This is a genomic window from Rhodococcus sp. BP-241, from assembly GCF_019836145.1.
Taxonomy (GTDB): domain Bacteria; phylum Actinomycetota; class Actinomycetes; order Mycobacteriales; family Mycobacteriaceae; genus Rhodococcoides.
On the sequence record NZ_JABUEI010000009.1, the window covers coordinates 1 to 12,030 of the forward strand.

At 70.1% G+C, this 12,030-nt stretch carries 14 protein-coding genes; 3 read left to right on the top strand and 11 right to left on the bottom strand.

Annotation, left to right across the window (positions count from 1 at the left end):
* Positions 1-545 precede the first annotated feature (545 nt).
* The 7 genes from add to HQ308_RS17135 all read right to left on the bottom strand — a co-directional run bounded on the left by add (position 546) and on the right by HQ308_RS17135 (position 5,228).
* Positions 546-1,553: an adenosine deaminase gene (add, locus tag HQ308_RS17105; protein WP_222647315.1), complete on the bottom strand. Its 1,008-nt coding sequence runs from the start codon at positions 1,551-1,553 to the stop codon at positions 546-548.
* Positions 1,550-2,821, bottom strand: coding sequence for a pyridoxal phosphate-dependent aminotransferase (locus HQ308_RS17110; RefSeq protein ID WP_027506955.1), 1,272 nt, complete (start codon positions 2,819-2,821; stop codon positions 1,550-1,552). The genes add and HQ308_RS17110 overlap by 4 nt, the downstream gene beginning before the upstream one ends.
* 84 nt (positions 2,822-2,905) lie before the next feature.
* On the bottom strand, positions 2,906-3,553 hold the full coding sequence (locus tag HQ308_RS17115) for a hypothetical protein (RefSeq protein WP_222633033.1): 648 nt from the start codon (positions 3,551-3,553) through the stop codon (positions 2,906-2,908).
* Positions 3,550-4,128, bottom strand: a complete 579-nt coding sequence (locus HQ308_RS17120; RefSeq protein WP_222647316.1) for a hypothetical protein — start codon at positions 4,126-4,128, stop codon at positions 3,550-3,552. Before HQ308_RS17120 ends, HQ308_RS17115 begins: the two co-directional genes overlap by 4 nt.
* Positions 4,129-4,150: 22 nt before the next feature.
* Positions 4,151-4,423 (bottom strand): DUF4235 domain-containing protein, encoded by a 273-nt coding sequence (locus HQ308_RS17125; protein ID WP_027506952.1) that lies wholly within the window; start codon positions 4,421-4,423, stop codon positions 4,151-4,153.
* Entirely contained in the window at positions 4,420-4,791 is a 372-nt protein-coding gene (locus HQ308_RS17130; protein WP_222647317.1) for a DUF3618 domain-containing protein, read from the bottom strand. Before HQ308_RS17130 ends, HQ308_RS17125 begins: the two co-directional genes overlap by 4 nt.
* Complete coding sequence (locus HQ308_RS17135; RefSeq protein ID WP_051613630.1) at positions 4,788-5,228, bottom strand: phage holin family protein; 441 nt, start codon at positions 5,226-5,228, stop codon at positions 4,788-4,790. The genes HQ308_RS17130 and HQ308_RS17135 overlap by 4 nt, the downstream gene beginning before the upstream one ends.
* Before the next feature lie 147 nt (positions 5,229-5,375).
* Between HQ308_RS17135 and HQ308_RS23005 the strand changes: the two genes are divergently transcribed.
* Positions 5,376-5,555, top strand: a complete 180-nt coding sequence (locus HQ308_RS23005) for a DUF2613 domain-containing protein (protein ID WP_235579024.1) — start codon at positions 5,376-5,378, stop codon at positions 5,553-5,555.
* 5 nt (positions 5,556-5,560) lie between these two features.
* Positions 5,561-6,577 (top strand): DUF3068 domain-containing protein, encoded by a 1,017-nt coding sequence (locus HQ308_RS17145; RefSeq protein ID WP_162246758.1) that lies wholly within the window; start codon positions 5,561-5,563, stop codon positions 6,575-6,577.
* Here the strand turns inward: HQ308_RS17145 and galK are convergent.
* From galK to HQ308_RS17165, 4 genes are read right to left on the bottom strand one after another with little or no spacing between them, the layout of a single operon-like run.
* A complete protein-coding gene (galK, locus tag HQ308_RS17150; RefSeq protein ID WP_222647318.1) occupies positions 6,568-7,725 on the bottom strand; it encodes a galactokinase in 1,158 nt (385 codons plus the stop codon). The genes HQ308_RS17145 and galK overlap by 10 nt on opposite strands.
* Positions 7,722-8,867, bottom strand: a complete 1,146-nt coding sequence (gene galT, locus HQ308_RS17155; RefSeq protein WP_222647319.1) for a galactose-1-phosphate uridylyltransferase — start codon at positions 8,865-8,867, stop codon at positions 7,722-7,724. Before galT ends, galK begins: the two co-directional genes overlap by 4 nt.
* A 55-nt stretch (positions 8,868-8,922) precedes the next feature.
* Positions 8,923-10,470, bottom strand: a complete 1,548-nt coding sequence (locus HQ308_RS17160) for a hypothetical protein (RefSeq protein WP_222647320.1) — start codon at positions 10,468-10,470, stop codon at positions 8,923-8,925.
* Complete coding sequence (locus HQ308_RS17165) at positions 10,455-11,228, bottom strand: ABC transporter ATP-binding protein (protein WP_222647321.1); 774 nt, start codon at positions 11,226-11,228, stop codon at positions 10,455-10,457. Before HQ308_RS17165 ends, HQ308_RS17160 begins: the two co-directional genes overlap by 16 nt.
* Before the next feature lie 85 nt (positions 11,229-11,313).
* Between HQ308_RS17165 and HQ308_RS17170 the strand changes: the two genes are divergently transcribed.
* The gene (locus HQ308_RS17170) at positions 11,314-12,000 is read left to right on the top strand and encodes an SOS response-associated peptidase (RefSeq protein WP_056444003.1); all 687 of its coding nucleotides are present in this window, start codon (positions 11,314-11,316) and stop codon (positions 11,998-12,000) included.
* The last annotated feature ends 30 nt before the right edge of the window (positions 12,001-12,030 follow it).

The following is a 12,030-nucleotide window of genomic DNA, read 5'->3' on the forward strand; positions in this document are numbered from 1 at the left end:
GGTGTCCCCCGCCACCGACCGAGCGGCCCACCGGGGGGGTGGGGGGCCGTTCGGCGCTTTCGGAACCCCGAAGGGCTCATGTACGAACATACCCGCGAACGCACGGTTCGATCATCACGGGGTTGAAAAATGTGCCCGAGACGTTGTGTTGTGTCACACAGCGCGGTGTATGGCACTGCGCGTCACACCAAGTGCAGGTCAGGGAAGTGTGCCGGCGCTCCCGTAGGGGTTCCGGGTTCTCGTAGGTGTTGCAGCATCCGCGGGAACCTGGAACGCCCGCGGGAATACCGGCACGCCGTGCTGCGAGGGTTCCGTGAGGCGCACACCCCGTGCAGCTTGCGGGGAGGGGTGTGGGTGGCTGGAGGGCGTGCGGTGGTGCCGGCGCTCCCGTAGGGGTTCCGGGTTCTCGTAGGTGTTGCAGCATCCGCGGGAACCTGGAACGCCCGCGGGAACACGGGCACGCCGTGCTGCGCGGGTTCCGTGAGGCGCACACCCCCTGCAGTCTGCGGGGAGGGGTGCGGGTGGCTGGAGGACGTGCAGCGCCCCTAGACCTCCGGGAGTTCGACCGCCGCGATCTCCGCCCGCAACTGCTCCTTCAGGTCCGCGTCCGCGTACGACGCGTCCACCCCTGCGAGGGCGAGCGAGCGCAGGGCCGACGCGTCCAGCCCCATGCCGTGCGCGGCGAGGTACTCGGTGGTGAGGTCGGTGCCGAACATCGACGGGTCGTCGCTGTTGAGCGTCACCGTCAGCCCCGCGTCGATCATGGCCGGCAGCGGGTGCACGTCGAGCGACGCGACGACGCGGGTCCGGATGTTGGAGGTGGGGGAGACGTCGAGCGGGATCCGGTGCTCGATCAGGTGCGCGACGAGCTCGGGGTCGCCGAGCGCGGCGATGCCGTGGCCGATGCGTTCGGCCCCCAGATCGCGCAGCGCCGACCAGATGCTGTCCGGCCCGCCGGTCTCGCCCGCGTGGGGGAGCGAGTGCAGTCCCGCCGCGCTCGCCCGCGCGAACACGTCGGCGAACTCCGCCCGCGGCACCTCGATGCCCCCGATGCCGAATCCGACGATCGAGTCGACGCGATGCGCCAGCACGGCGTCGAGGGTGCGGTTCGCGGCGTCGGTACCGAAGTCACCGGGGAAATCGGGGATCCATCGCGCGACGATGCCGGTCTCGGCCTCAGCACGCAGCCGGCCCTCCTCGACACCCTCGAACACCGCCGCCGCGTCCACCCCACGCATGAGGTGCCCGAAGAGACTGATGTGCATCTCGGTGTACCGCACGGCGTGCGTCGCCAGCGCGGTGAGGCTGTCGTACGCGAGCCGCGCGAAGTCCTCGGGATCGCGCAGCACGCCGATCGACGTCAGGTACACCTCGATGAAGTGCGGGAAGTCGCGGAACTCGAACCACTCCCGCAGCGCGTCCTCCGTGCGCGGGATGGCCTCGACCTGATGCTTGTCGGCCAGCGCCTTCAGCGTGCTCGGCCACATCGACCCCTCGAGGTGGACGTGCAGCTCCACCTTGGGCAGCGCCTCGACGAACGCCCTGACGGTCACTGCCGGTACGACGACAGGAAGTTGCCGAACCGTTCGATCGCCGTGCGCAGATCGCGGGCCCACGGCAGCGTGACGATGCGCAGGTGATCGTGGTCGGGCCAGTTGAAGCCGGTTCCCTGCACCACCAGGATCTTCTCCTGCAGCAGCAGGTCCTGCACCAGCTTCTCGTCGCTGTGGATCTCGTGCACCTCGGGATCGAGGCGCGGGAAGGCGTACAGCGCACCGCGCGGCTTGACGCAGCTCACGCCGGGAATGGCGTTGAGTCCCTCCCACGCGACGTCACGCTGTTCGAGTAGTCGCCCGCCCGGCAGGATGAGGTCCCCGATGCTCTGGTGGCCACCGAGTGCGACCTGAATGGCATGCTGCGCAGGCACATTGGGGCACAGCCGGGTGGACGCCAGCAGATTGATGCCCTCCAGGAAGCCTGCGGCGTGGTCCTTGGGTCCGGTGATCGCGAGCCAGCCCGCGCGGTATCCGGCCACCCGGTAGGCCTTGGAGAGACCGTTGAAGGTGAGGCACAGCAGGTCCGGCGCCATCGTCGCCATGGACACGTGCTGGGCGCCGTCGTAGAGGATCTTGTCGTAGATCTCGTCGGCCAGCAGCAACAGGCTGTGCTTGCGTGCCAGCGCCGCGATCCCCCGCAGCACCTCCTTCGAGTACACCGCACCCGTCGGGTTGTTCGGGTTGATGACCAGGAGCGCCTTGGTGCGATCGGTGATCTTCGACTCGATGTCCGCGAGGTCGGGGTTCCAGTCGTTCTCCTCGTCGCAGCGGTAGTGCACCGCCTTGCCACCGGACAGCGTCGTCATCGCCGTCCACAGCGGGTAGTCGGGCGCCGGGATGAGGACCTCGTCGCCGTCGTCGAGCAGCGCCTGCATCGTCATCGTGATCAGCTCGGACACGCCGTTGCCGAGATAGATGTCGTCGACGTCGAGGAACGGGAAGCCGTCGACCAGCTCGTAGCGAGTGACGATGGCGCGGCGGGCCGACATGATGCCCTTGGACTCGGAGTACCCCTGAGCCGTGGGGAGCGCGGCGATCATGTCGCGCACGATCACGTCGGGTGCCTCGAAGCCGAACGGCGCCGGGTTGCCGATGTTGAGCTTCAGAATGCGGTGGCCCTCGGCCTCGAGACGGGCGGCGTGGGCGTGCACGGGTCCACGGATCTCGTAGAGGACGTTCTGCAGCTTGACGGACTGCTCGAGCGGGCGCAGCGTGCGCTGGCCGGCCTGGCGCGGCGTCGTGTCTGATGTGCTCACGTCCGCCATCGTCTCACTGTCGGCCCCGTCGAGTGGTCTGCGCCCGAGCAGTCCAGTGACTGTCGGGGGCAGACGGTGAGTCGACGGGCGGTGTCAGCTGTCCTTCGACGCCTCCGCGACGTCCGCCAGGCGTTCGGCGTCGTCGCGCTTCTCGGCGGCGTCCTCGAGCTTCTCCGCCGCGTCCTCGATCTCCTCGGTGCGCGGAGCCTTGGCCTCGGCCTCGCGGCGTTCGACCTCCGACAGCTTCGCTTCACGCTCGGCCTCGGCCGCCGAGATCCGCTTGTCAGCGATGTCGTCGGCGCGCGACTTGCGGTCCTCGAGTCGTGCGGCGGCCTTCTTGCCCGCGGCCACCTTGTTCTCGATCTCCTGGTCGGCCGCGTCGGTCGCCTTCTCCTCGGCGGTCTCGCGAGCCTTCTTCGCCCGCGTCGTCGCCTCGTCGACCCTGTTCTGCGTCTCGCGGGTCGCCTGTGCACGCTTCTCGCGGGCCTGTGCCTCGAGACGGGTGGCCTTCTCGAGATCAGCGGCCGCACTGCGCATCTTCTGGCCGCGCCGCGCGAGGTCTTCGTCACCCAGGACGGCACCCGCGGTGGCGTCGATGCCTCCGACGATCTGCTGGTACGTCGCACGGACCGGACCCTCGGCGTCGAGCCGACTGATCACGGTGGACTCGAACGCCTGCAACGGAAGTCGTGCGATCGAGTACTGCAGTCGCAGGATCCGGCGGGGCAGGGACAGGCTCACTTGGTCTCCTCGGTGTCGGTCGACGCGGCCTCGCGCTCGGCCCGGGCGGCGCGCTCGCGTGCCTGCGCCGCCTCCTGCTCCAGTGCGTCGGCCTCGTCGAGCTTCTCGTCGTACTCGCTTCGCGCAGCGGAGATCTCGTCGGCCGCACGGGCCTCCTCCTGCTGCCGCTCGCTGGTGGCCTCGGCGATGCGCCGCTCCGACTGTGCCTCGGCGGCGACGCGACCCTGCTCGGCGTCACGCATCGCGTCGGCCTCCGCCGTCGTGTGCGCACGGAGCCGGTCGTTCTGTGCCGCAGCCTCGGACGCGTCGGTGCGGTCCTCGACAGACTGCCGTGCGACGTCCGCCTCGGCCTCCGTCTCCGCGATGTCCTGCTGCGCCTCCTCGATCTCGAGGGCGGCGGCGGTCTCGGTGGCCTCGGCCTCGCGGCGGCGTTCCACCTCCGCCTGCTCGAGCCGCCCGCGATCGGCGAGTTCGTCGTTGTTGGTCACGGCGCCGGCCACTTCCTTGGCACGGCCCTTGATCTTGTCGACGAAGTCGGTGCGCGCCTCGGCGGCTGCACCCTGGTTCTCGGTCACGAAAGGCTCCTTCTGATGATCGTCACTTGGGGTCTTCCTTGGCGAGTGCGCGAAATCCCTTGGCGCCGGCGCGGTCGACCCCGGCCTTGACCAGCCCGTACACGACACCGTGCAGCGCTGCGGCGATCAGGACCTCACGGTTGGTGCGCGAGAGGTCCTTCGGATCGGGCATCTCGGCGTCGTTCTTGCCGACGCGCTTGTAGATCTGGTTGAAGATCTGTCCGGCGACCAGTCCACCGACGATGCTCGTGGCCAGGGAGAGCGGCTTGTAGAAGGCCTTCGACGTGCTGGTCATCGGCCGGCCAGGATGTCGAGGACGGTCTGCCGGCGCAGCGCCGTGCGCGCACGGCGGCGGCGGACCAGGGCCACGAGGACCACGGCGGCGAGCGCACCGGCGAGCGAGATGCCCGCGACCTGCGGGTTCTCCTTCACCTGCGCGACACCCTCCTGTGCCTTGGCGACGCCCTGCTGAGCTACCTCCTGCACCTTCTCCGTCGACTCGTGGGCCGCGGCGGAGACGCGAGCGGGCACGTCGACCTTGGCCGCGAGCGCCTCGACGGTCTCGGCCAGCTCCTCGCGCTGCTGCTCGACGGACGGCGGCTCGGCATCGGCCTCGGTACGCAGGGCGTGACGCGGTTCGGACGCGTCTTTCGGGTCGGTCATGAGTGAGCCTTTCGGGCGTTCTGGACGGTCTCGACGTCGCGCTGGACGCTCGCGACGGTGGCGGCAGGTGCAGGCGGAACGGCATTTTTCGCCTTGGTCGCGCCGACCTTGGCGAGGATGCCGCCGACGATCAGCAGGACGACGGCGACGATCAGTGCCGCGAGCCACGGGTCGAGCACCGTCGCCAGGCCGAGGACGGCGGTGGCGACGAGGGTCGCGAGGCCCAGGAACAGCAGCAGGGCGCCGGCGCCGGAGACACCGATGCCGACCCCGAGCTTGGTGCCCTTCGACTTGACCTCGTCGAGTGCGCTGCTCACCTCGGTGCGCACCAGCGTGCTCACCTGCTGGGTCAGGCGCTCGACCAATTGCACGGTGGACAGATCGGCCGCGGCCGGTGCGCGGCCGCCCGTATCGCTCGTGTGCCGGGTTTCGTTCATGAGCCGGGTTGTACCCGCGACCCGACCGGGCGAAACGGGAGCCTCCAGAGGTCCGCGCCCAGATCGTGGACTGTTCACAACGTCGGGACGGCCTCGGGCGGTGTCCGAAATGACACAGTTGGACGTCGAGGATCGGATGTGGGGGACGTGGCTGTGAGAAGTGTCGTGGTGCCGGCTGTGGCCAGCCTGCTCGTGGGTGGGGTGTTGTCCGCCGGCGCGGTGGTGGGCCTGACATGGTCCGCTGAGGAGACCGTCCGGCCGGAGCCGGTGGTCACCGCCGATCCGTCGGCCTCGGTGCTCGGCGACGTGCAGTACGGGAGCAGGTGACCGACGTGGCGCGACCGACCCTCCTGCGCGGCAGCGCGTGTGTCCTGCTCGCGATCGGCAGTGCGGCCGTGGTGGGGGCGATCATGCTGCCCACCTACGTCGAGCATCGACTCGCGGTGACGCCCCTGGACATCCGCACCACGACGGTCGCGGTCACCGATCCGGGAACCGGCGGCGACGTGCTCGACGCGACGTCCATCACGCGTCCCGGCCCGCTGTCCGTGGCCACCGGGGTCCCGCTGGTGGTGCAGCGCTTCATCACCACCGAGGATCCGAGCGACGCGGATCGCGTGACGTTCCAGTCCGGCGCGACCGTGCGCCGTGCGGACCGGGAGGGCGATGCCGGTCTGCTGACCGCGTCGGTCGACCGGGTCACCGTCGATCGACGCACGTCGCAGCCCGTCGATCCGGTGGCGTCGTTGCAGACCACCGTCGGCAAGCCCGCCATCCCGGTGCCGCGGACCGGATATCAGCAGCGCTTCCCGTTCGACACCCAGCCGATCACGTACTCGGTCTACGACGCGACGGCCTGGACGAGCTTCCCTGCCGAGTTCGTCGAGGAGATCTCGATGGACGGGCTCCCGATCTACCACTTCCGCACGCAGGTCACCGGTGCCGATCTCTCCGAGACGACGCAGTCGCCGATCAACTCCGTGACGTTGCCCGCGTCGAAGTGGGGGCTCGAGGGGCTCGGTGAGCAGTCGATCACCATGAAGCGGTACTACTCCACCGTTCGCGACATCTACGTCGAGCCGCGCAGCGGCAGTCTCGTCGGCGGTCGTGAGCAGCCCTACCAGTACTTCGCGCGCGACCCTGCCGTTCCGGAGGTCACCGTGTTCAAGGCGACCCTCGGGCTCGACGAGGACGGGCAGAAGGAGCAGCTCGACCGCGCCCGCGAGTCGGCCACCAAGCTGATGTGGCTCACCGACCGCGGACCTGTGCTGCTGTGGTCCGTCGGGGGTGTCGGTCTGGTTCTGGGTGCCGCGCTACTCGTCGTCTCGGGTCGGCGTTCTCAGCGCTGACGGTGCGCTGCCCCGGACGGGGTGGCGGTGAGGAAGGTGGGGGTGGGCAGCCCGGCTGCCGATGCCGCCTCGGTGACCGCGTCCGCGACCGCCTCGGTGCGCGTCCGGTCGACCAGGGCGATGGCCGAACCGCCGAACCCGCCGCCGGTCATCCGGGCGCCGAACGCGCCGGCGTCCAGCGATGCCCGGACGGCGGAGTCCAGTTCGGGCGAGCTCACCTCGTAGTCGTCACGCAGTGATCGGTGCGATGCGGTCAGCAGCGCCCCCAACGCCGCGAGATCGGGTGTGGCGTTCAGGAGTTCGGCCGCCTGCTCCACGCGGACGATCTCGCTGGTGACGTGCCGGACGCGTGCCGCCGACACCTGGTCGGTCATCGCGGACGCCGCCGCCTCCGGGTCGAGACCGCGCAGCGTCGACACGCCGAGGTCGGCGCACGCCTTCTCGATCGACGCGCGCCGCCGGCCGTACTGACCGTCGACCAGCCGATGCGGTGCGTTCGTGTCGATCACGAGGATCTCCGCATCCGGCAGATCGAGCGGAATCTGCCGGGAGGAGAAGTCGAGACAGTCCAGCAGCAGCGCGTGGCCCGGTTCCGCGAGCATCGCGATCGACTGATCCATCCCGCCCGTCGATGCGCCGGCGATCTCGTTCTCGGCGCGGATGCACGCGTCGATCAGCGCCCGCCGGTCGGCGTCGAGATCGAACAGGTCCCGAAGCGCCACCGCCACAGCACATTCGAGAGCTGCCGAGCTGGACAGGCCGGAGCCCACGGGGACGGACGAGTGCACCGCGATGTCCGCGCCCATCGTGAGCCCCAGCGCCCACGAGACGCCGGCGACGTACGCGCCCCACCCGTCCGGGCTGCCGGGAGCGATGGCCGACAGTGCGATACCCCAGTGCATGTCGGAGCCTGTCGACGCCGCCCGCAGTACTGCGTCGTCGCGTCGGCGGGCCGCGACGGCGGTGACGTAGGGCAACGCGAAGGGAAGGACGAGCCCGCCCGCGTAGTCCACGTGCTCGCCGATCAGGTTCACCCGTCCCGGCGCGATCCAGACGCCGTCCGGCTCGCCGCCGAAGGTCGTGCGGAACCGTTCGACGGCACCGTCGGCGAGCTCGGCCTCGTCGACGACCGGCAGCCACGCGGTCACGCGAGCACCTCCCGGAACCTGTCCGCGATGGCCTCGGGTGTGGTGTCGTTGATCCACGCGCCCATGGCGGACTCGGATCCGGCCAGGAACTTCATCCGCCCCGGCGATCGCATCATCGAGAACAGCTGCAGGTGTAGACGCCCGAGATCACGGTCCGCACCGACGGGAGCCTGATGCCACGCTGCGATGTACGGAGCCTCGTCGACGCCCTCGAAGAAGTCGTCGACGGCACGCAGCAGAGCGCGATACACACCGGCCAACGCGTCGCGTTCGGCCGTCGACAACGCAGCGAGATCGGGAACGGCGCGGCGCGGGGCGAGGTGCACCTCGACGGGCCAGCGGGCGGCCGCCGGCACGTAGGCCACCCAGTACTCGGTGTCGACGACGATGCGGCGGCCGGACCGCAGCTCGGTGTCCAGTACGTCGGACAGCAGTGAGCGACCGGTGCGGTCCCGGTGCAGCCGGGACTGCCGGATCATCGCGTCGGTCCTCTGCGGCAGGTACGGGTAGGCGTAGATCTGCCCGTGCGGGTGAGTGAGGGTCACCCCGATCTCCCGCCCCCGGTTCTCGAAGCAGACCACCTGGCGCACCCCCGGGAGGGCGGACAGTGCCTCGGTGCGGTCGGCCCACACGTCGACGATGGTGCGCACCCGGTGCAGGTCGAGCGAGGCGAAGGAGGCGTCGGGGTCGCTGGCGAAACACACCACCTCGCACCGGCCCGTGCCGGCAGCGAGCGGCCAGAGCTCCTCGCCGTCGACGTGCGACGGAAGGTGCTGCGCCGCTGCCGACTGCGCGAGGGAGGGGAAGCGATTCTCGAAGACCACGACGTCGTAGTCGGCAGCGGGGATCTCGGTGGGTTGGCGTCCCGGGCGGCTCGGCGCGAGCGGGGACGCGTCGGGCGGTGGGAGAAACGTGCGGTCCATCCGCTGCGCGGCGATGACCACCCAGTCGCCGGTGAGCACGTCGAGTCGCATCTGCGACAACGACTCCGACGCGGGGAGGGGGCGCGTGTCCACCAGGTCCCGCGTCTTCTCCCCGGACACCCAGGGCTCGGAGTCGTCGAAGTACAGCAACTCTCGACCGTCGGCGAGGGTGGTGCTGGTCTTGCGAACGACGTGCGTCGACGGTTCGTGCATGGTCATGCCTGTGTGTTCCTCGCTCTCGGCTCCCCGGACCACATCGTGCACGGAATCGTGATCAGGCGCTGACGGTTGCGAAGATCTCCGGGCCGCGGCTGGTCACCAGAGCGACGGCTCGACGGCGGGCTACCGCCACGATGCATCCGCCGAGCAGCAGGGAGACGACGGGCGCGAGCCAGACGAGGACGCCCGGGAGGGCCAGCGCGATCAGGACGCCCGGCAGGCACAGGAGTGCACCCCCGGCCATCACGGCGAGCGTCCACCCGATCGCACGGCCGGTCATCGACCCGCGGGAATTGAACGCGCTCCCCGCGGTCTGTCCTGCGACGACGTACGGGCTGGCAGCCGACTGCACGGCGCCGGCCGCGGCAGTGGCCAGGGACGCGGCCACGACGACGGCGGCCGCCACGGGGAGAGTGCGCGGCGACGGATCGCCGACGAGGCGACCGAGGACAGTCCCGACGGCGCCGAACACCACGGCCACCACCGCCGCGATGACGAGACGCGCGTCGATGACGCGTCGCGCCACACCCGGCACCGACGTGACGCGCCACGCCGCTGCGCCGTCGAGGCCGTACGAGTTGGCGAACATGCTGCTGGTCAGCAGGATCACGATCGGTGCGCCGTACTGCAGGCCGTAGATGTCGGTCGAGGTGGCCATGAGCACGACTCCGACGAGCAGGAACACCCCCGGCATCGTCAGCAGTCCCACTCGGCGCGGATCGACCAGCAGCAACCTGCTCTCGGCGGCGATGGCCGTGATCATCGGTCCACGCGCACGGAACGTCGTCGTCCGACGGCGGTCGGTCCGGGAGCGGGGCGGCGTGCTGTCGAGCGCGGCCGACACCGCCGAGGTCCACCACCGCACCACCAGTGCGCCGAGTCCGGCGAGCGCGACGGCGACGAGGACGGGCACCCACCACCTCCCGTCGTCGACTGCCTCGCTCGACACCGCCGCCCATCCCGTCGGCAGGACGCGCACCGCGGTGCGCAGGAAGGTGTTGTCGGCGAACGACGTCGAGACGTTGCCGAGCAGGAGGAAGGCCGCGTACGCGGCCGCGGCGACGACGGTGCCACCGATCGTCGAGAGGATGCGGCCGCGTGGAGTGCGCGATGCCGCATCCAGGCGGAGGACGGCGACACGGGACACGGCGAGCGCGACACCGACGGTGAGCAGGGCGATCACGGCGGTCACGATGCGTGCCACGGGCGAGACGTCCGGGACCGCGACGGGTGTGAGGGCGAGTCCGACGACGAGGAAGACGGTCACCCCGCTGCGCGCACCGATGAGGGCGAGGGCTCTCCGGAGATCGTCGGCACGCACCGGTAGATGGCGCACGTGCGCCGGGACGAGTCCGCGGTCGCCCACTCCGGTCAGCAGGGGAGCGACGACGGTGAGGACGACCACCACCACGGCGCACAGTGCGGCGAGCGTGGCACGCGCCGAGGGCTGTGCGCTCAGCGTGATCGCGTACATCGCCCCGAGCGACGCGATCGCGGTGATCACGATCGCGATGCGGGCACCCGATCCGGTTGCTGCTCTGCGTATCTCGCGATCCAACGACAACAGTGTGCGGACCGGCGCGCTGATCATGAGCCCAGCCATGGCAACTCGGCCGCCTGGTCACCGCCGCCGACCGCGTCGAACAGCGCGCCCTCGAGGGTGCCGCCGGCACGCACGTCGTCGATCGTGCCGGCGGCCAGCAGAGAGCCGCGGGCGAGAATGGCCACGTGCGAGCACATCTGCTCGATGAGCGGCATGGAGTGGCTCGACACCATCGCGGTGCCGCCCCGCGCGACGAAACTCTCGAGAAGGTGCCGAATGGTGCGGGCGGACATGGGGTCCACCGCCTCCAGCGGCTCGTCGAGCACGAGGAGCCGCGGCGAGTGGATCATCGCCGCGGCCAGGCCGATCTTCTTCTTCATTCCGGCGCTGTACGTGGAGACCGCGCGGTCACCGGCCTCGGCGATGTCCAGCACCGCGAGCAGTTCCTCGCAGCGATCGTGCGCCACCGCGGGATCGAGACCGTGCAGCACTCCGACGTAGTGCAGAGCCCGCCGACCGGGCAGGGCCTCGGGGAGGGACGGCCCGTCGGGAAGCAGTCCGACGCGCCCGCGGGCGGCGACCGGATCGGCCCACACGTCGTGACCGTCGATCCACACCTGCCCGGCGGACGGGCGCACAATGCCCGTCGCCATCGACAGGAACGTGGTCTTGCCGGCTCCGTTGGGTCCGACCAGCCCGTACAGCGTGCCGGCCGGCACGAACAAGGACAGGTCGCGCACGGCCGGTGCGCTCCCGTCGTACTGCTTGCTCAGCCCCCACGACTGCAGCGCGCCGGGTGTCTCGTCCACGGTCGACATGCGATCCCCCTCGTCGGTTGCGGTACTTTCCGACACTAACCAGACCGCCTGGCATGTCGCTACCCGAGCGGGGCAGAATCGAGGGATGTGCGGTCGCTACGCCAGTACCCGGTCCGACGACGATCTGTCGTCCATCTTCGATGCCGCCGTGGCGCTGGGGGAGGCGCCGGAACCGTCCTACAACGTGGCGCCCACGGATCCGGTGCGCATCGTGCTCGAGCGTGGGGAGGAAGCGCGCCAGCTGCGGACGGTCCGATGGGGTCTGATCCCGTCGTGGGCGAAGGATCGAAAGATCGCGAGCAGGCTGATCAACGCGCGGTCCGAGACCATCACCGAGAAGCCGGCGTTCCGCAAGGCCGCGGCGAAGCGGCGCTGCCTCGTTCCCGCCGACGGGTACTACGAGTGGGAGAAGCGCGAGGGGAAGAAGATCCCGCACTTCCTGCACACGGACGGTGTTCTCGCGATGGCGGGACTGTACGAGCTGTGGCCGGATCCCGCACTGCCCGAGGATGATCCGGGCAAGTGGGTGTGGACCACGACTGTGCTCACCACGACGGCCACCGACGCGCTGGGGCACATCCACGACCGGTCACCCGTCGTGGTGCCGGCGGACATGCGCGATGCCTGGTTGGACCCGACGCTGACCGATCTCGGCGCGGTGGCGGACCTGGTCCAGTCGATGCCCGAGCCGCACCTGTCTCCGTACGAGGTGAGCACGGCCGTCAACAGCGTGCGCAACAACGGGCCGCAGTTGCTCGAGCCGGTGGCCTGACCAGGGGCCGAGTTGCACTTCGAGCACTTC

Bases quoted from the DNA above. Each gene is read 5' to 3' on its own strand.
- HQ308_RS17110 (WP_027506955.1), bottom strand. From the start codon at position 2,821: ATGGCGGACGTGAGCACATCAGACACGACGCCGCGCCAGGCCGGCCAG.
- HQ308_RS17125 (WP_027506952.1), bottom strand. From the start codon at position 4,423: ATGACCAGCACGTCGAAGGCCTTCTACAAGCCGCTCTCCCTGGCCACG.
- HQ308_RS17130 (WP_222647317.1), bottom strand. From the start codon at position 4,791: ATGACCGACCCGAAAGACGCGTCCGAACCGCGTCACGCCCTGCGTACC.
- HQ308_RS17135 (WP_051613630.1), bottom strand. From the start codon at position 5,228: ATGAACGAAACCCGGCACACGAGCGATACGGGCGGCCGCGCACCGGCC.
- galT (WP_222647319.1), bottom strand. From the start codon at position 8,867: ATGACCATGCACGAACCGTCGACGCACGTCGTTCGCAAGACCAGCACC.
- HQ308_RS17160 (WP_222647320.1), bottom strand. From the start codon at position 10,470: ATGGCTGGGCTCATGATCAGCGCGCCGGTCCGCACACTGTTGTCGTTG.
- HQ308_RS17165 (WP_222647321.1), bottom strand. From the start codon at position 11,228: ATGTCGACCGTGGACGAGACACCCGGCGCGCTGCAGTCGTGGGGGCTG.
- HQ308_RS17170 (WP_056444003.1), top strand. From the start codon at position 11,314: ATGTGCGGTCGCTACGCCAGTACCCGGTCCGACGACGATCTGTCGTCC.